The 19170-nt window shown below is 39.6% G+C and carries 18 protein-coding genes; 8 read left to right on the top strand and 10 right to left on the bottom strand.

Translation table 11 applies throughout. The features are described 5' to 3' along the window. Positions 1 to 4 precede the first annotated feature (4 nt). The 5 genes from rsxG to DK865_RS08870 all read left to right on the top strand — a co-directional run bounded on the left by rsxG (position 5) and on the right by DK865_RS08870 (position 4777). On the top strand, positions 5 to 631 hold the full coding sequence (gene rsxG, locus DK865_RS08890) for an electron transport complex subunit RsxG (RefSeq protein ID WP_036913144.1): 627 nt from the start codon (positions 5 to 7) through the stop codon (positions 629 to 631). A 1-nt stretch (position 632) separates the two neighbouring features. Next, a complete protein-coding gene (locus DK865_RS08885; protein ID WP_109391693.1) occupies positions 633 to 1337 on the top strand; it encodes an electron transport complex subunit E in 705 nt (234 codons plus the stop codon). A gap of 12 nt (positions 1338 to 1349) precedes the next feature. Further along, a complete protein-coding gene (nth, locus tag DK865_RS08880; protein ID WP_109391692.1) occupies positions 1350 to 1988 on the top strand; it encodes an endonuclease III in 639 nt (212 codons plus the stop codon). 112 nt (positions 1989 to 2100) lie between these two features. Next, on the top strand, positions 2101 to 4047 hold the full coding sequence (locus DK865_RS08875) for an exoribonuclease II (RefSeq protein ID WP_109391691.1): 1947 nt from the start codon (positions 2101 to 2103) through the stop codon (positions 4045 to 4047). Positions 4048 to 4228: 181 nt separating this feature from the next. Continuing rightward, complete coding sequence (locus tag DK865_RS08870) at positions 4229 to 4777, top strand: RNA 2'-phosphotransferase (protein WP_109391690.1); 549 nt, start codon at positions 4229 to 4231, stop codon at positions 4775 to 4777. Between the two features lie 71 nt (positions 4778 to 4848). Here the strand turns inward: DK865_RS08870 and DK865_RS08865 are convergent, their stop codons facing one another. From DK865_RS08865 to pgpB, 6 genes are all read right to left on the bottom strand, one after another. Beyond that, entirely contained in the window at positions 4849 to 5259 is a 411-nt protein-coding gene (locus tag DK865_RS08865; RefSeq protein ID WP_109391689.1) for a hypothetical protein, read from the bottom strand. Between the two features lie 102 nt (positions 5260 to 5361). Beyond that, the gene (gene yciH / locus DK865_RS08860; RefSeq protein WP_023582268.1) at positions 5362 to 5685 is read right to left on the bottom strand and encodes a stress response translation initiation inhibitor YciH; all 324 of its coding nucleotides are present in this window, start codon (positions 5683 to 5685) and stop codon (positions 5362 to 5364) included. Then, positions 5686 to 6420 carry an orotidine-5'-phosphate decarboxylase gene (gene pyrF, locus DK865_RS08855; RefSeq protein ID WP_023582269.1) on the bottom strand — a complete coding sequence of 245 codons (735 nt, stop codon included), beginning with the start codon at positions 6418 to 6420 and terminating at the stop codon, positions 5686 to 5688. A 45-nt stretch (positions 6421 to 6465) separates the two neighbouring features. Then, on the bottom strand, positions 6466 to 7635 hold the full coding sequence (lapB, locus tag DK865_RS08850) for a lipopolysaccharide assembly protein LapB (RefSeq protein ID WP_109391688.1): 1170 nt from the start codon (positions 7633 to 7635) through the stop codon (positions 6466 to 6468). 12 nt (positions 7636 to 7647) lie between these two features. Continuing rightward, positions 7648 to 7905: a LapA family protein gene (locus DK865_RS08845; RefSeq protein WP_231128925.1), complete on the bottom strand. Its 258-nt coding sequence runs from the start codon at positions 7903 to 7905 to the stop codon at positions 7648 to 7650. Between the two features lie 219 nt (positions 7906 to 8124). Further along, on the bottom strand, positions 8125 to 8844 hold the full coding sequence (pgpB, locus tag DK865_RS08840) for a phosphatidylglycerophosphatase B (protein WP_109391687.1): 720 nt from the start codon (positions 8842 to 8844) through the stop codon (positions 8125 to 8127). A gap of 266 nt (positions 8845 to 9110) precedes the next feature. Here pgpB and ribA point away from each other — a divergent pair, with 266 nt between their 5' ends. Further along, entirely contained in the window at positions 9111 to 9710 is a 600-nt protein-coding gene (ribA, locus tag DK865_RS08835) for a GTP cyclohydrolase II (RefSeq protein ID WP_023582272.1), read from the top strand. Positions 9711 to 9956: 246 nt separating this feature from the next. After that, positions 9957 to 10772, top strand: a complete 816-nt coding sequence (locus tag DK865_RS08830) for a MetQ/NlpA family lipoprotein (RefSeq protein WP_109391686.1) — start codon at positions 9957 to 9959, stop codon at positions 10770 to 10772. 79 nt (positions 10773 to 10851) lie between these two features. On the opposite strand, the gene acnA is transcribed toward DK865_RS08830, so the two are convergent. Continuing rightward, positions 10852 to 13524: an aconitate hydratase AcnA gene (acnA, locus tag DK865_RS08825; protein ID WP_109391685.1), complete on the bottom strand. Its 2673-nt coding sequence runs from the start codon at positions 13522 to 13524 to the stop codon at positions 10852 to 10854. 219 nt (positions 13525 to 13743) lie between these two features. On the opposite strand from acnA, the gene DK865_RS08820 reads away from it, so the two are divergent. Continuing rightward, positions 13744 to 14574 (top strand): hypothetical protein, encoded by an 831-nt coding sequence (locus DK865_RS08820; RefSeq protein ID WP_109391684.1) that lies wholly within the window; start codon positions 13744 to 13746, stop codon positions 14572 to 14574. Between the two features lie 61 nt (positions 14575 to 14635). On the opposite strand, the gene cysB is transcribed toward DK865_RS08820, so the two are convergent. The 3 genes from cysB to topA all read right to left on the bottom strand — a co-directional run bounded on the left by cysB (position 14636) and on the right by topA (position 19124). After that, a complete protein-coding gene (gene cysB, locus DK865_RS08815) occupies positions 14636 to 15610 on the bottom strand; it encodes an HTH-type transcriptional regulator CysB (protein WP_023582276.1) in 975 nt (324 codons plus the stop codon). A 236-nt stretch (positions 15611 to 15846) separates the two neighbouring features. After that, positions 15847 to 16371: a superoxide dismutase family protein gene (gene sodC, locus DK865_RS08810; RefSeq protein WP_023582277.1), complete on the bottom strand. Its 525-nt coding sequence runs from the start codon at positions 16369 to 16371 to the stop codon at positions 15847 to 15849. 155 nt (positions 16372 to 16526) lie between these two features. Then, complete coding sequence (topA, locus tag DK865_RS08805) at positions 16527 to 19124, bottom strand: type I DNA topoisomerase (RefSeq protein WP_023582278.1); 2598 nt, start codon at positions 19122 to 19124, stop codon at positions 16527 to 16529. Positions 19125 to 19170: the final 46 nt, after the last annotated feature.

The following is a 19170-nucleotide window of genomic DNA, read 5'->3' as shown; positions in this document are numbered from 1 at the left end:
AATGATGATCGAAATCTTAAAACGCCATGGACTCACATTAGCTATCTTCGCAGCTTGTACTACAGGTTTAACTGCGGTGGTTTATCACTTAACCGCAGACACTATTGCAGAACAAGTTGCCTTAGAGAAACAAAAACAATTAGATCAAGTGATCCCCCAAGCGATGTATAACAACTCGCTTTCTAAAGATTGCTATCTTCTTACCGCGCCTGAATTAGGCAATGCCAAGCCCCATAAACTTTATGTTGCCCGTTTAGACGGTAAACCTGTTGCTGCTGCATTAGAATCTACTGCACCCGATGGATATTCAGGAGCCATTGAGCTTCTTGTGGGCGCCGACTTTAAAGGAAATGTCCTTGGGGTACGTGTGACCGCTCATAATGAGACTCCGGGATTGGGGGATAAAATTGAAACCCGTATTTCAGATTGGATCACGACGCTGAGTAATAAATTCATTTCCAGTGAAAACGATCCGCACTGGGCAGTAAAAAAAGATGGCGGAGATTTTGATCAATTTACGGGGGCGACGATCACCCCTCGCGCTGTCGTTAACTCATCAAAACGGACTGCGTGGTTAATACAATCTTTACCAGAGAAACTCGATACACTCTCTGTCTGTGAGGCAAATTAATATGAACTCAATTAAAGAGCTCTTTTCTCAAGGGTTATGGAAAAATAACTCGGCTTTAGTGCAATTACTTGGGTTGTGCCCTTTACTTGCGGTTTCCTCAACAGCAACAAACGCTTTAGGTCTAGGTATTGCGACAACATTAGTTCTATTTTGTACAAATGTCGCTGTTTCTAGCTTGCGTCGTTGGGTTCCCTCTGAAATTCGTATCCCAATTTATGTTATGATAATTGCGTCAGTCGTCAGTGCTGTGCAATTACTGATCAACGCATACGCTTATGGCTTATATCAATCTTTAGGGATCTTCATTCCATTGATCGTCACTAACTGTATTGTTATTGGTCGTGCGGAAGCTTTTGCCGCGAAGAATGAAGTTTTTCCTTCGGCTATTGATGGTTTAGCGATGGGATTAGGGGCAACGGCCGCACTCTTTGTTTTAGGTGCTATACGTGAAGTATTAGGTAACGGGACATTATTTGATGGGGCTGATTTACTATTAGGTGAATGGGCACAAGTATTAAGAGTTGAGATCGTACATTTAGACTCACCCTTCTTACTCGCCATTTTGCCACCGGGTGCTTTTATCGGCTTAGGTTTTATGTTAGCAGCAAAATACCTCATTGATGAAAGACAGAAAAAGCGCAGCGCTTCGACAACAAAAACTTACGAAAAAGAACAAGGCTGTGGTAGTCATATCATTAAAAATTAATTTGTGAGCATAATGAATCAAGCAAAACGTATTGAAATTCTAACTCGGTTGCGTGATAACAATCCGCAACCTACGACAGAGCTAAAATTTGACTCTCCGTTTGAACTATTGATCTCCGTATTACTCTCTGCACAAGCCACTGATGTGAGTGTTAATAAGGCAACAGCTAAGCTTTATCCTGTTGCCAATACACCACAGGCGATACTGACTTTAGGCGTCGATGGTCTTAAGAAATACATTAAAACCATTGGGCTATATAATACTAAAGCTGAAAATGTGATTAAGACGTGTCAAATATTGGTCGATAAACATAACAGTGAAGTTCCTGAAGACAGAGAAGCCCTAGAAGCCTTACCCGGCGTCGGTCGCAAAACCGCCAATGTCGTTTTAAATACGGCATTTGGCTGGCCAACAATCGCTGTCGATACGCATATCTTTAGAGTGAGTAATCGCACAGGTTTCGCCCCAGGTAAAAATGTCAATGAAGTTGAACAAAAACTGTTAAAGGTTGTTCCGGCAGAATTTAAAGTTGATTGTCACCATTGGCTTATTCTTCATGGTCGTTATACCTGTATTGCACGAAAACCACGGTGTGGCTCTTGTATTATTGAAGATCTTTGTGAGTTTAAAGAAAAAACAGATCCTGAATAATTTTTTGCCGATTTGTCTGTTTTTCTGATGCAATATTACTTGCGTCACTACACACAATCGAATAAAACTATTGCCCACTTTTTATTTTAAAACTGCCGATTTCCGGAAAAATATGTTTCAAGACAATCCGCTGCTTGCACAGCTAAAACAGCAACTCCATGCCCAGACACCGCGCGTGGAAGGCCTTGTAAAGGGAACAGATAAAGGCTTTGGCTTCCTTGAAGTTGATGGTCAGAAAAGCTATTTTATTCCCCCTCCGCAAATGAAAAAAGTGATGCACGGCGACCGAGTCATTGCTGCCGTTCATACAAACGGTGATAAAGAATCGGTTGAACCCGAAGAATTAGTCGAACCTTTCTTAACACGTTTTGTCGGTCGTATTCAGAAAAAAGAAGGTGATAACCGTCTGTGGATAATCCCAGACCATCCTCTTTTAAAAGACGCCATTCCTTGCCGTCCCGCTCAAGGTTTAACGCATAGCTTTGTGGATCAAGATTGGGCGGTTGCCGTAATGCGTCGTCACCCACTTAATAAAGGTGATAAAGGGTTTCAGGCAGAAATAACCGACTATATCACGGATAAAGATGATCACTTCGCACCTTGGTGGGTGACCTTAATGCGTCATCAACTTGAACGAGATGCCCCTGAAATGGGTAACGAAGCGCTAATATTACATGACGCTTTACCTCGCGAAGATCTGACTTCTCTCTCCTTTGTCACTATTGATAGTGCCTCAACAGAAGATATGGATGACGCGCTCTTTATTCGTAAAGAAGAGAACGGTCAATTAACACTGTTTATCGCAATCGCCGATCCAACCGCTTATATTTTACCAAATAGCGAATTAGATAAAATTGCAGCACAACGCGCACTCACTAATTATCTACCGGGTTTTAATATCCCGATGTTACCGCGTGAGCTGTCAGATAACATCTGTTCATTACGTCCTAATGAAAAACGTCCTGCGTTAGTTTGCCAAGTGAATATTACTGAAGATGGTACGCTACTTGAAGATATTCACTTCTACTCTGCATGGGTAGAATCAAAAGCTAAACTGGTTTATGACAACATTTCAGATTGGTTAGAAAGTGAAAATTCACCATGGCAACCTGAAAATGAAATGGTTCATGAGCAAGTGATGTTATTAAAAGAGATGTGTGAAAAACGTCATGAATGGCGTGAAAAACATGCTCTGGTCTTTAAAGAACGCCCTGATTACCGTTTTATTCTTGATGAAGGCGGCAATGTTTTAGATATCGTTGCAGAAAAACGCCGTATTGCAAATCGCATTGTTGAAGAAGCGATGATCACTGCCAATATCTGTGCGGCAAAAGTACTGGCGAAAAACTTAGGCTTTGGCGTTTACAACGTTCATACAGGCTTTGATCCACTTTATATCGATCAAGTTGTACAGACCTTAAAAGATAACGGTATTGAAACGACATCTGAACGTTTATTAACGCTTGAAGGCTTCTGCCAATTACGTCGTGAACTTGATAATCAACCAAATCAATTCCTTGATAGTCGTATTCGCCGCTTCCAAAACTTTGCTGAGATCAAAGCAGAACCAGGACCTCACTTTGGTTTAGGATTAGACGCGTACGCGACATGGACTTCACCCATTCGTAAGTACAGTGATATTTTAAATCACCGTTTACTCAAAGCGATTATCAGCAAAGAAAAAGCTGAAAAACCACAAGAAGAAGATGGTATTCGCATTGCTGAACGTCGCCGTGCTAACCGCATGGCGGAGCGTGATGTGGGTGATTGGTTATATGCACGTTTCTTAAAACCGTTTGCTGGCACTGAAACGCCATTTGATGCAGAGATTATTGATATTACGCGTGGTGGTGTTCGTGTCCGTTTAGTTGAAAATGGTGCGGTTGCCTTTATTCCTGCGCCATTCTTACATGCGGTACGTGATGAAATCCAATGTAGCCAAGAAACTGGCACCGTCATTGTGAAAGGCGAAACTGCTTATAAACTCAATGATATCATTCCTGTTCGCATTGAAGATGTAAAACTAGAAACACGTAATATCGTTGCTCGTCCTATCTAATAAGACTTAAATCGGTATACAATAAAGCTGATAGTTCACTCAGAACTATCAGCTTTTTTATATTTTTAATGTCTAGTCAAACTAGCGATAAAAAAGAACCTTAAAAAAGGAAATGTTTTTATGATGCACAGGTCATTTCTTTCGCATCATAAATTTAATAAGTAATAAATGGATTAAATCAATGAAAGACAAAGTACAAGTTAGTCGTTTTTTAAGTTATATCTTACGTCATGCCCCTGAAAGTATCGGTTTAACATTGGATGATCAAGGATGGGGTGAAATATCAAAATTAATCCCATTAGCACAGAAAAATGGAACACCGCTCACCCTTGAATTAATTAAAGACGTTGTAAAAACCAATGATAAAAAGCGTTTTGCTATTTCAGAAGACGGCCTTTTTATTCGTGCAGTTCAAGGTCACTCCCTTAAAACCACCATTAATTATCAAGCTATTACTCCCCCTAAAATACTTTTTCATGGTACAGCAACTCGCTTTATCGAAAGTATTTTTGATCAAGGTTTGATCCCCAATGGTCGTCAATATGTTCACCTCTCACAAGATTATAAAACCGCCGTGAATGTCGGTAATCGTCATGGAAAAGTTATTGTTTTAACCATTGATAGTGAAAAAATGTTTAGTGAAGGTTTTGAATTTTATCAAGCAGATAATGGTGTTTGGCTAACACTTTCAGTGCCAGTAAAATATCTAAGTATCGATGAAAAAGAATAGAATGAAACGCAAAAAAATAGGTGACAGCGTCACCTATAATCTTATTTATGAACTCACTGTTTTACTAATAATTAATCAGGGTGACCAGTGATCGTAATTTTAGTACCGCGCTGATCTTCTTCTAACAGTAATTCGGTAAAACCACCTGCAAACTGCTGTTCTATCATTAATTTTTTTGGACTTTCCCATTTATAATCAACAAAAACATCGTCTTGGGTATACTCTTTTTGGATGTTATTGTTCACCTTAATGGTTTTTAAGAGATAATCTTCATCATGCTCTCTGACATACTTTTTATATGCTTCTGCAATTGAAAGCCCTGCATAAACACAATATGTTAGTGCCCCATTCTCAAAGACTTCATCCATAGTTTGCTCTGGTGAAGAGCAATATTTATTATGAATAATCATGTTGTTAGTTTGAGTTTCTGCAAAAAGCGCAGAAGAATATAACAGTGCGATAATCATCAAATACGCTTTCATAAAACACCTGCAAAAAAGACATCTATTCGTGACAATAAAAAATGCGCTAATCTCAATCGAAAATCAGCGCACTATTATTCATTTTGTTACTCGCTAGCGAAATCAGCCACCAGCAAGTTTAACTTTCATTCCTTTGGCTTCTAATAGTGATTTAATTAAATCACGTTTATCACCTTGGATCTCAATCAAACCGTCTTTGACACTACCCCCACAGCCACATTTTTTCTTCAGTTCAGCCGCAAGCTTAGCTAACTCTGCGTCATCCAGATCGATACCTGAAACAACACAAACACCTTTGCCTTTACGCCCACTAGTTTGGCGCTGAATACGCACAATACCATCACCAACAGGACGTACTGGCTTCTGTTCTTCTTCTTTTATGCGACCCGTATCTGTGGAATAAACCAAACGAGAGTTATTATCCATTTACATACCTTGTATAGAACGATTAATTTGTTGCAATGTTTCATGTGGGTTATCACTACGAGTGATAGGACGACCAATCACCATATAATCAACACCGGCTGCAATGGCTTGCTCTGGTGTCATGACACGACGTTGATCACCAACATCACTTCCTGCTGGGCGAATACCCGGAGTGACTAATAAGAAATCATCACCACAAACTTGTTTAAAACGTGTTGCTTCATGTGCAGAGCAGACAACACCATCAAGACCACAAGATTTTGTCAGTAACGCTAAACGTTCTGCTTGTTCTGCGGGTGTCAATGTTATTCCCAATTCAATTAAATCTGATTGATCCATACTGGTAAGTACAGTCACTGCCGTTAAAAGTGGCGCATCTTTGCCAAAGGCAGTAAGGCTCTCTTTGGCAGCACGCATCATTCGACTTCCACCACTTGCGTGTACATTCACCATCCATACACCTAAATCAGCGGCGGCAGCGACAGCCCTTGCAACCGTATTGGGAATATCATGGAATTTTAAATCAAGGAAAATATCAAACCCTTCTTTTTGTAATTGAGTCACAAATTGAGGTCCAAAACGGGTAAACATCTCTTTACCAATTTTTAAACGACAAGACGAGGGATCGATACGCTGTGCAAAATCTAATGCACTTTTTTGGTCTTCATAGTCTAGTGCCACAATAACGGGCGCGCAGGTAAGCTCGGGCGATTTTTTATCACAATGAAATGACATTTTAGGGCCTTTATTTATAGAGAGACTATTAAAAAAGTGACATCGTCACTGACCATCTAAACCGCGAATAGGTTTAACGGTATCCCATGAACGACAGGATGGACAATGCCAATATAATGCATGAGAGGTAAAACCACATTTACGGCAACGATAATCTGGTTTTGTGCGAATTTGTTCACCCACCATATAACGTAATAAGATAAGGCTCTCTTTGGCACGTCCTTCTTCCGCTTCTGCTAAATGGTAACGCATTAAGCGGTAGAACAAACGCATAGTGGGATGACGCTCTAATTGACGATTAATGTATAACTGAGCTGCTTCAATGCCTTCTTTAGCTTCAATAATGTCAGCAAGGTACAGTTCAGCAATCGCACCACAATTACTATCCACGCATTGGCGTAAATACGTTTCCCAACGAGAAGTATCGCCTTGAGCCTGAAAACACTCAAAAAGCATTGGCAAGGTTTCACTGACCATCTCTTTATCTTGCTCAATGACGTTCATTAACACATCAATAGCTTTTTGTTTATCATTACGAGCAATATAGATACGGCCATACATAATTGAAACACGGGCACAAAGAGGGTCCATTTGCCCTGCTTTTTGCAATAAATTAAGCGCGCTATCAAGATTATCACTGCTCATTTCTTGAAGTGCCAATTCACAATAAAAATGTGAAATTTGTTCTTTTAATTCATGCTGACCTAATTTAACTAATTTTTCAGCTGTTTCTATGGCTTTTCCCCAATCACTAGTTAATTGGTAAATAGCCAGCAAAGATTGTAGTGCGCTTTGCCGAAATTCTTGTTCATCAATCAGTTGCTGAAACATATTTTCAGCACGATCGTAAACCCCTGCCGCTACATAATCACGACCTAACTGTTGAACAGCCAGTAGACGTTGATCAAAGGAAAGTGCAGCACTTTCCATTAACGATTGGTGGATACGAATAGCGCGTTCGACTTCGCCACGAGAGCGAAATAGATTGCCTAAAGTAAGATGGGCTTCAAAAGCAGAGCTATCTTCTTTAAGCATTTCGAGGAAAAGATCAACCGCTTTATCTTGTTGATCAGAGAGTAAAAAGTTAACACCCGCTACATACTCACGAGACAGGCGATCGGCATTCTGCTGTTTATCCTGTTGAGCGCCACGACGCCCCATATACCAGCCGTAAGCCGCAGCGACAGGTAATAACAGAAACAGCAATTCTAGCATCGGCTATCGTCCTTATTTCGTAGCAGAAGCAACCGTTGGGCGACTTTCTTGGTTTTCTTGTTTTGTTTGAGCGCTTTCAAGACGTTTAATTTTACGTTTTGCTCGACCTAATGATAAGCGTACACGTAAATAAAAAACACCGCTTACAATCCAGCCAAGTACAAAGCCCACACCAAACAGGGTCGCTAACAAGGTAGAAATACGATATTCACCTTGAGCAATAAGGTAATTAAATGTGACTACCTGATCGTTATTTGTGCCTAAAGTCATGGCAATCACCACGATGGCAAGAACAAGAATAACCAAAATAAAAAGTAGGACTTTTTTCACATTATTTCCTTTTTTATTCTCTTTTCTTTAGTAGACAGATAAAGGTAGCATTTTCACTGCGCACAAAGAAAGTCATTTCTTAGAATCATCTGATTTTCGTATATTTTTTCACATAAATATCGAAAAAGACATTCTGTATCTCAAAAATAAGGGCGATTGTCAGGATTTGAGCAATAAACGTCGCTCAATTACCTTAAATGCACACCAAACCAGCACTGTGCTGATAAGAATACCGACAATCACATCAGATGCCCAGTGCATTCCTAATACAATACGCCCTACCGTGACATCAATCCCCCATAATAACCCGAGTGACGCTAAAAAATAATGACGACGCAACATAAAAAGGGCAAAAACAAATAATGCGAGCGTGGCTGAAAACAAACTATGACCGGACGGAAAAGCATAACCCGTTTCAGCTTTCCAATGTTTAAGTTGCCATTCAGGGATAATCGGTGAGTTAGCTAACCCTTTTTGCAGCAATTGTTCTCGCTCAGATCGTGATATTTGATAAAAATCCTCAGCACTGATGTGCAAATTCTCACTCACCCAAACAACATAAGGTCGAGGCTCCTTTACGGTGTTTTTAACCGCAACCTTAATGAATTGACCAATAGATAATGTAGCAATAATTATTACAGCTAATTGAATGAAATGGTTACGTTTTAGTTTCAAAACGATACAGAGCAACGTTAACAACACAACAATAGTCACAATGCCCCAAGGTTTTGCTGCACTATCTGCTATCCATAATGTACTTATACCGCCTAAAGGATGATCGGTAGGCTGCCATTTCCAACCCAATATCAACACAGCACTTGGTATGATTAAGAGCAACATACTACCTAATAGAATCAACTTTGTTATTTGCTTATTCAATATATTGCCTCGTCTTAAATACCAATATTATCTTTCGAACACGGCTAAAGATGATCAGTATAAACGATACACGTTTAGCAATAAATCATTATGCAAGATGATACAAAATCTGATAATTTGTAGTGGTGTGAATTTATAAGTGTGTGTTATCCCATTTCCTTGCCTATCAGACATGGAAGCATTTCAGTGTTTTATTGCTCTTTGTTCTCGTTATAAAGTGTATAATCTTGAACGAGAGTTTCACCTGAAATTATGAGTCAAAAATAATGAAATTAAGACGTATCGCAGAAGCAAAACTACCTACTCCTTTCGGCGAGTTTTTAATGGTGGGTTTTGAAGAAATCGCAACAGGAAAAGATCATGTCGCCCTTGTTTATGGCGATATTTCAGGCTCAGAGCCTGTATTATCTCGTATTCATTCAGAATGCTTAACGGGTGATGCTTTATTTAGCCTACGTTGTGATTGTGGTTTCCAACTTGAAGCTGCACTTTCACAAATAAGCAAAACAGGTCGTGGCGTATTACTTTATCATCGTCAAGAAGGCCGAAATATTGGATTACTAAATAAAATACGTGCTTATGCATTACAAGATAAAGGATTAGATACCGTTGAAGCAAACCTCGAGTTAGGTTTTAAAGCTGACGAACGCGATTTTACCCTTTGTGCTGATATGTATAACCTATTAGGTGTTCATGAAGTTCGATTATTAACCAATAATCCGAAGAAAATTGAAATCATGAAAGCCGCGGGAATTAATGTTATTGAACGAGTTCCTTTGATTGTCGGACGTAATCCAAGTAATGCCCATTATCTTGATACTAAAGCCGATAAAATGGGTCATCTTTTATTTAAGAAAGCGCAATAATAAAGTCACTGCACAGTATTAATTATTTTCAAATCCGAGCCTGTATGGCTCGGATTTTTTATTTATTCCTTTTATTCTATTACGTTATAAATTCACTCTTTATCTATTTTCCTTTTCTTGTATCTTATTTTACATCTTTTTGATCATTAAATTATATCATGTGAAAATTTGTCATATGCGATTTCATTGACTCTTTATCGGTTCCTAAGTTATTTATTAATAAATAAAATTTTATAGGAATACATGATGCCATTACATTTTTCTGGTAGGGTTTTTAGTGCTCTATTATTAGTAGGAGCATTATTAACAGGTTGTGATAATAGCGATAAAAACAACTATTCAATCAAGGTTGGGGTGATTAATGGCGCGGAACAAGATGTGGCTGAAATCGCCAAAAAAGTCGCAAAAGAACAATATGGCTTAGAGGTGGAATTGGTGAGTTTCAGTGGTTCTTTGTTACCGAATGATCCCACTGCAAACAAAGAGCTTGATGCCAATGTTTTTCAACATCGCCCTTTTCTTGCCCAAGATAATCAATCTCGTGGTTACAATTTAGTGGCTGTGGGCAATACATTTGTTTTTCCTATGGCGGGTTATTCAACAAAAATTAAGCACCCTTCTGAGTTAAAAACTGGCGATACCATTGCCGTCCCTAATGATCCCACCAACTTAGGTCGTGCCTTACTGTTATTAGATAAAGAGAAACTGCTCACATTAAAGCCCAATAGTGGTTTATTACCTACTGCTATCGATATTATTGATAATCCACTTAAATTAAAAATTATGGAGCTAGAAGGTGCACAATTACCACGGGTTTTAAACGATCCCAAAGTGACTGTCGCTATTATCAGTACAACTTATATCCAACAAATAAATTTATCTCCGACCAAAGACAGTATTTTTATTGAAGATAAAAACTCTCCTTACACCAATATTATTGTGACAAGAGAAGACAATAAAGACGCTGATAATGTACGGGATTTTATTAAAGCGTATCAATCTCTCGAAGTTGCCGCAGCTGCCGAAACCATTTTTAACGGTGGCGCCATACAAGGCTGGTAATGGCTATTATAAGAAGATAAAAACGCCCCATTACATTTATAATGGGGCGCGTTTGATTATTTATCACAACTAGACTGAATTACAGCATATTACGAATAACATAATGCAATATGCCACCATGTTGGAAATAGGCTAATTCAGTTTGGGTATCAATACGGCAACGTGCCATAATAGTTTCCGTGCGATTATCTGCAAAAGTAATATTTACCGCGACATCTTGGCTCGGTATTAATGCATTAAGTCCTGTGATCTCAATTTTCTCATCACCTTTTAAACCTAATGTTTGGCGTGTAACACCTTCTGGGAATTCTAGCGGTAAAACGCCCATACCGATTAAGTTAGAACGGTGAATACGCTCAAAAGAACCTGCGATAACAGCTCGCACGCCTAATAAACGCGTTCCTTTCGCTGCCCAATCTCGGCTAGAGCCTGAACCATATTCACTACCCGCAATAATCACCAGTGGCGTATTTTCTTGCTGATAACGCATTGAAGCATCATAAATCGCCAGTGTTTCACCCGTTGGAATATGCTTGGTAAAACCACCTTCTATCCCTGGTACCATTTCGTTACGAATACGAATATTGGCAAATGTACCTCGCATCATGACTTCATGATTGCCTCGTCTTGAGCCATAAGAGTTAAACTCTTTTGGCTCGACACCATGTGCCCGCAAATAGCGCCCAGCAGGACTATCCGCCTTAATATTACCTGCCGGTGAAATATGATCCGTGGTCACTGAATCACCTAAAATAGCTAAAATACTGGCTTGATGAATATCTTTAATCGGAGCTGGCGTTTTTGACATTCCTTCAAAGAAAGGGGGATGTCGAATATAAGTAGAATCTGGTTGCCAATCATAAACCGGCGTATCTTGTGTTTGCAGTGATTTCCATGTCTCATCACCTTCAAATACGGCGGAGTACTCTTTATGAAACATCTCTGTCTTCACTTTTTCGACAGCATCTGCAATCGCTTTACTGTCAGGCCAAATATCTTTTAAATAAACAGGATCACCCTGTTTATCTTTACCTAATGGCTCTTTAGTAAGATCGATATTCATATTGCCTGATAAGGCATAAGCAACCACTAAAGGGGGCGATGCTAACCAGTTAGTTTTCACTAAAGGATGAATTCGACCTTCAAAATTACGGTTACCAGAAAGCACAGCCGCAATAGTTAAATCATTATCCTTAATTGCGCTTTCAATCGGTGCTAATAAAGGCCCTGAGTTGCCAATACATGTTGTACAACCATATCCCACAAGATTAAATCCTAATTCATCAAGATAAGGAGTTAATCCTGCTAGATTAAGATAATCGGTAACCACTTTAGAGCCCGGAGCCAAAGAAGACTTAACCCAAGGTTTACGCTGTAATCCTTTTTCTACCGCATTTTTAGCCAGTAATCCGGCTGCCATTAAGACATTAGGATTTGAGGTGTTGGTACATGATGTAATTGCGGCAATAACGACAGCACCATCGGTTAACTCAAAAGCAGGATAATCATCAATTTTTACTTGAGGAAATTGCACCTGTGGTTTCTTATTGGTTTCAAGATCGACTGCGGCTTTAAATGCCTTAGGTACGCTCGATAAATTAACTCTATCTTGAGGGCGTTTGGGACCTGCAAGGCTCGCTTCAACGGTTCCCATATCTAGCGATAATGTTGACGTAAAGATCGGTTCATCACCAGCGTGTCTCCATAGACCTTGCTCTTTACTATACGCTTCAACAAGTGCAATCTCTTGCTCTTCACGTCCTGTTAAACGCAGATAATCAAGCGTGATATCATCTATTGGAAAGAATCCGCAAGTCGCGCCATACTCTGGCGACATATTCGCTATTGTTGCACGATCGGCTAAAGGTAATGATGCTAAACCATCGCCATAAAACTCCACAAATTTACCTACAACACCATGAGCACGTAACATCTGTGTGACAGTTAATACCAGATCAGTCGCGGTGATCCCTTCACGTAATTTTCCTGTCAGTTTAAAGCCAACAACATCTGGAATGAGCATGGAGATAGGTTGACCTAACATTGCAGCTTCTGCTTCAATCCCTCCGACTCCCCAACCTAAAACGCCAAGACCATTGATCATGGTAGTATGAGAATCCGTACCAACTAAAGTATCAGGGTAAGCCACATGATGCCCATTTTGCACTTCAGACCAAATAGCTTTGCCTAAGTACTCAAGGTTTACCTGATGGCAAATTCCTGTCCCCGGTGGCACGACACGAAAGCGCTCAAAGGATTGCTGTCCCCAACGTAAGAAAAGATAGCGTTCATAGTTACGTTCCATTTCAATTTCTACGTTTTCAGCGAACGCATTTTTACTGGCATATTCATCCACCATAACAGAGTGGTCGATAACTAAATCAACGGGTGATAGTGGATTAACTTTATCTACTTGCCCACCCAAAGATTTCACTGCTTCACGCATAGCGGCTAAATCAACAACAGCAGGCACACCGGTGAAATCTTGCATAAGTACCCTTGCCGGTCGATACGCAATTTCTCGTGATGCATGTGCTGTTTTTTGCCACTCAACAAGTGCCTTAATATCCTCATCAACAACCGTATCATTGTCGAGATAACGCACTAAGTTTTCTAGTAACACCTTCAGAGATTTAGGAAGACGGGTAATATCGCCGAATTGACGGGCAACTTCTGAAAGACGGTAGTACTCATATTCTTGAGATCCGACTAATAGCTTGGAATGGCTCTCTTTTTTCAAACGTAACGACATAGCTTCTCCTTCTTATTTTTATACTGACAGCATGTTTAAACTATCAAAATAGGTAAGGTTATTTATTAAACATATCATATAACGTTGAATTTCGCTTAAAGACCACACAATTTGTTAACACAATGTTATGTCTGTCATGATGTTAATAAATTTTAGTCTCTAGATTTTCACTTAACTAAGCTTTAATAAAGGAGCTATCACTGTGTAAGGATAATATTTATGAATAATAAACAATCTGATTTACTCAGAAATATTATGAATGCCGATCGATATTTTTCGGAACCTATTACCCCGCCTTTTCCGCAAACGTTATCGATGAATGCATTACATTCTCAAAATATAAAAGATACAGAAGGTTTAGTGCAATTTATCATTGCCTCACCAAAGCCTTTTGAACCATCCGAAATAGAAAAAATGTCACAACTTAAAAATATTCAAATTGGACTCATTTCTATTATGGCAAACCATCTGGCTGCATTAAAAAAAGAGGATACTGGAGCCTATTATCGCCCCGAACATTGGTTAGATACTCTGAACCATTTACCACTTCTGGGGCAAAATAAAATCGAAACAAAAAAGCTTCATAAGCAAACCTTTGATTTTTCTGTTGCTCAAGCATTTATTCAATTGTTACTAGGAGCAGCAATCAAAGCCACCTCTCCAGCACTTGGAGAATTTATTGATTTTTTACGTACCCAAGGACAAAAAATAGAAGTTGGCTTACGAAAATCATTAGACAGTTATCAAACAATAACGATTGCGGGGATCACGGAAATACTCAATCATAATAATCATCTTATTTTTGTTCCAAAGCTGAAAATTTTGAGCCTACGTTTTTCTTATCAATCAGCAAAAATGCTACTCGCCAGTTGTATCGGTCGTAAAATTACCCTCTCTTTAGAATACACCACTATTACCTCTATTTTTGATGCTAACGCCCTTGATGATCCATTGATTAATCAGCAGTTTTATGATTTTTTAAATAAGTATCGTCAGCTCAGTATTGCAAAATCAGACGCTTTTTTTAGTGGGGATTTTTATTTGAAATAAGTCATAGCAGAAATTAGGTTTATGAACACGCTTGAAGGCGGGGATTACCCGCCTTTCAGTATTACACCAAGGGTAATTCGATATCTTTAAATAACGCTTCAATCTCTTCGTTAGTTCGCAACGCAACAGCTTGCTCAATCAAATTACGCGTAAGATGAGGGGCAAAACGCCACATAAAATCATACATATAGCCACGTAAGAAACCACTACGACGAAACGCAATTTTAGTGGTGCTATAACTAAATTTATCACGCATATCAATGGCAACTAAATCGCTATCAAGTACAGGATCAAATGCCATACTGGCAATCACACCAATACCTAAATGCAGTCTCACATAAGTTTTAATGACATCCGCATCAGTTGCAGTGAAAACAATTTTAGGTTTTAACCCTACTTTACCGAACGCATCATCAAGATCTGAGCGCCCTGTAAAACCTTGGGTATAGGTAACGATATCGTAACCCGCAAGCTCTTTTAGTGTTACTTCTCGTTTTTGTGCCAGTGGATGATCTTTTGAAACCACAACAATACGGTTCCAACGATAACAAGGTAGCATCACTAAATCGTTATAAAGATGCAGTGATTCTGTTGCGATCGCAAAATCACTTTTACCTCTGCATACATCTTCTGCAATTTGCGTTGGCGAACCTTGGTTCATATGCAATGACACATCTGGATAACGCTCAATAAAACCTTTTATTACTGGAGGCAATACATAACGAGCTTGCGTATGCGTTGTTGCAATTGATAGCGAGCCCCTATCTGGATATGTATGTTCACCCGCAGCTGATCGAATAGCTTCTGTTTTTGACAAAATCTCTCTAGATAACCTGACAATTTCTTCACCCGCGGGTGTCACATGCGTTAGATGCTTACCACTGCGAGAAAATATTTGTATACCAAGCTCATCTTCTAACATGCGAATTTGTTTACTTATTCCCGGTTGAGATGTATACAAACGCTCTGCCGTGGTCGAAACATTCAAATCGTTATTCACCACTTCAACGATATAACGCAACTGTTGTAATTTCATAGAGAGGCTATCCCTTCAACAAAAGACTTATTATTCCGTTATTCTATTTATATTCATATAACTAAAAAGAATAATAAAGATGTAATATATAACCACTATATCACTTATTTCATTTCGGTCTAACGTAATTAATAGCGTTATTTAGCTTTTGTTATATCGAATAGTTATAAGCTATAAATAAGCATAAAAAAAGCCGACCTTATCGGTCAGCTTTTTTTAATCATAGTGGCATTAAATTATTTGATCACGCCACATGCCATTCTTGCACCACCACCGCCAAGAGCCGCGGGATCATCAGAATAGTTATCGCCACCCACATGCACCATAATGGCTTTCTCTTTCACTTGCTCAAGTTTAGTGAGTTTGGGCGCTAATACTGCGTAATCAGCAACACCTTTGTCATTCACAACTAATCCGGGTAGATCGCCTAGATGACCATCTTTATTATAAGGTCCCAAGTGAACACCAACTTTTTCAGGATCTAAATGCCCACCAGCCTTTAACGCAGGTACAGGTTTGCCCTCTTTCATCTCCGGCTCACAAGAACCATTAGCATGAATATGAAAACCATGAATACCCGGTGTTAATCCAGTGAGTTTCGGTGTAAATAACAGTCCATAATCAGTTTCAGTGATAGTAACAACGCCAATATCATTACCTGCACCGGTCGGTAAAGCTTCTTTTAACGTGACATCTAATGTTGCGGCGCTTGCAACAGAAGTAAAAAGTAAGCCAGATAGTAACAAAGGGATCAGTTTCATAGTATCTCCGTCTTATTATTAGCAAAGTAAAATATCAGACAAGTTGAAATTAACCATCAATACTGTTTTAGTCTATTTAATTAGCATACCTTCTTAATACAAAAAAGCGACTAACTCTCATTAGCCGCTTTTTTATTTATCACGTAATGCCAAGGTTATTTGGTCTTTTCAACCCATTTACCATCAACATAAAACGCGGACCAACCTGTTGCCTTGCCATCTTTCTCTGAAGAAACATATTGCTGTTTTGTTTTACGACTAAAACGCACAATTGTTGGGTTTCCTTCAGGATCAGCTACCGGAGCTTCTGCTAAATAGCGCATCTTCTCTGCTAAACGGTCTTTAAAGCGAACCAGCTCTTCCACTTTTGGTGCTCGCGTTTCTCTTGATTTAGGAAACGTGTTTGCAGCCAGGAATACACCAGCAGCGCCATCTCGTAAGACAAAGTAAGCATCTGATTTTTCGCATAGCAATTCAGGAAGTGGAACGGGATCTTCTTTCGGTGGTGCAATTTCACCACTTTTTAAGATCTTACGGGTATTTTTGCAGTCATCATTAGTACAACCCATGTATTTACCAAAACGCCCCATTTTCAGGTGCATTTCAGAGCCACATTTATCGCACTCGATAACTGGACCTTCATACCCTTTTAAGCGGAATTCACCTTCTTCAACTTCATAACCATCACATGCAGGGTTATTACCACAAACATGTAATTTACGATGAGTATCAATCAGGTAACTGTCCATTGCAGTACCACATTTCGGACAACGACGACGTGCACGTAATGCGTTAGTTTCTGCATCTTCCCCTTCTAGAATATTTAATAATTCATCTTCAGGGATAAGGTTAATGGTTTGCTTACAACGCTCTTTAGGCGGTAAAGCATAACCCGAACATCCTAAGAATACGCCAGTTGTCGCCGTTCTAATTCCCATATGACGAGAACAAGTTGGGCATTCAATCGACGTGATCACCATTGGATTGGGTCGCATTCCGCCTTCTTCAGGATCTTTTTCAGCCACCTCTAATTGCTGACTAAAATCGGTGAAGAATGCATCTAATACCGCTTTCCAGTTTTCTTCATTATTAGCAACATGGTCGAGATGATCTTCCATTTGCGCAGTAAAATCGTAATTCATTAAGTCGCTAAAATTTTCTTCTAAGCGATCGGTTACAATTTCACCCATTTTTTCTGCATAAAAACGGCGGTTTTCAACTTTCACATAACCACGATCTTGAATGGTGGAAATGATAGATGCATACGTTGAAGGACGACCAATACCGCGTTTTTCCAATTCTTTAACTAAAGTCGCTTCGCTAAAACGTGCTGGTGGCTTAGTAAAGTGCTGAGTAGGTTCTAATTCAGCTAAAGCCAGTTTTGCCCCTACATCAACAGCTGGTAAGGTTTTATCTTCATCTTTATTACGCATCGCTGGCATGACTTTCGTCCAACCGGCAAAACGTAAAGTACGACCTTTAGCACGTAATTTATAATCACCTGATTCGACGGTTAATGTCGTTGAATCGTATTTTGCGGGTGTCATTTGACAAGCAACAAATTGATTCCAAATCAGTTGATATAAACGTTTGGCATCGTTATCCATATCTTTTAAAGATTCTGCGATAACATTGATATCAGAAGGACGGATAGCTTCGTGCGCTTCTTGAGAATTTTCTTTGCTCGAATAAACATTTGGCTCTTTCGGCAAATATTTAGCGCCAAAATTCTCATTGATATAATCACGCGCCATTTGAATTGCATCCTGACTTAAATTAGTTGAGTCAGTACGCATATAGGTTATATAACCAGCTTCATAAAGGCGTTGAGCGAGCATCATCGTCTTTTTCACACCAAAGCTTAAACGCGTACTTGCCGCTTGCTGTAAGGTTGATGTGATAAGTGGTGCGCTTGGTTTGCTTGATGTCGGTCTATCTTCACGATCTTTTACCGTAAAGGTCGCATTTTGTAATGCTTTAACCGCAACCTGCGTTTCATCAGATGAAACAGGGTTGAAGGCTTTATCATTATAATGCGTGACTTCCATGCGCAATGGCTGTTCGTCCGGCGTTAACAGTGATGCATGTAATTGCCAATATTCTTCAGGAACAAAGGCTTTGATTTCACGCTCACGTTCAACTAAAAGGCGCACAGCAACGGATTGTACTCGACCCGCAGAGAGTCCACGAGCAACCTTTTTCCAAAGTAAAGGTGAAACCATATAACCCACAACACGATCCATAAAGCGGCGTGCTTGTTGCGCGTTAACACGATCTATATTTAACTCACCCGGCGTTTGGAAAGCTTGTGTAATGGCATTTTTAGTGATCTCGTTAAAAACCACTCGACTAAATCGCTCATCATCACCGCCGATAACTTCGCGTAAATGCCACGCGATAGCTTCTCCTTCGCGGTCAAGGTCCGTTGCGAGATAGACATGATCAGCTTTCTCAGCCAATGCTTTTAGTTCAGCCACGACTTTTTCTTTGCCGGGTAGAATTTGATAGTTCGCATTCCATCCATTATAGGGATCAACCCCCATACGGCTGACTAAGGCTGATTTCTCATCCTTTTTAACTTTTTTCACGCCTTTCGTGGCGGATGAGTTTTCGCTCTTCTGGCTGCCAGAACCACTCTTTGGCAAATCACGAATGTGACCCACGCTAGATTTAACTACGTAGTCATTGCCAAGATATTTATTGATCGTTTTGGCTTTAGCCGGGGACTCCACGATAACAAGAGCTTTACCCATAATTACCTTTACCTAATTAAACTTTGTTATGACGGTATTGTTTAAT

Source organism: Proteus cibi, assembly GCF_003144405.1.
In the GTDB taxonomy this organism is placed as follows: Bacteria; Pseudomonadota; Gammaproteobacteria; order Enterobacterales; family Enterobacteriaceae; genus Proteus; species Proteus cibi.
The sequence above is the reverse complement of the archived record's forward strand: the minus strand, read 5'-3'. Positions and strand labels throughout refer to the sequence as shown.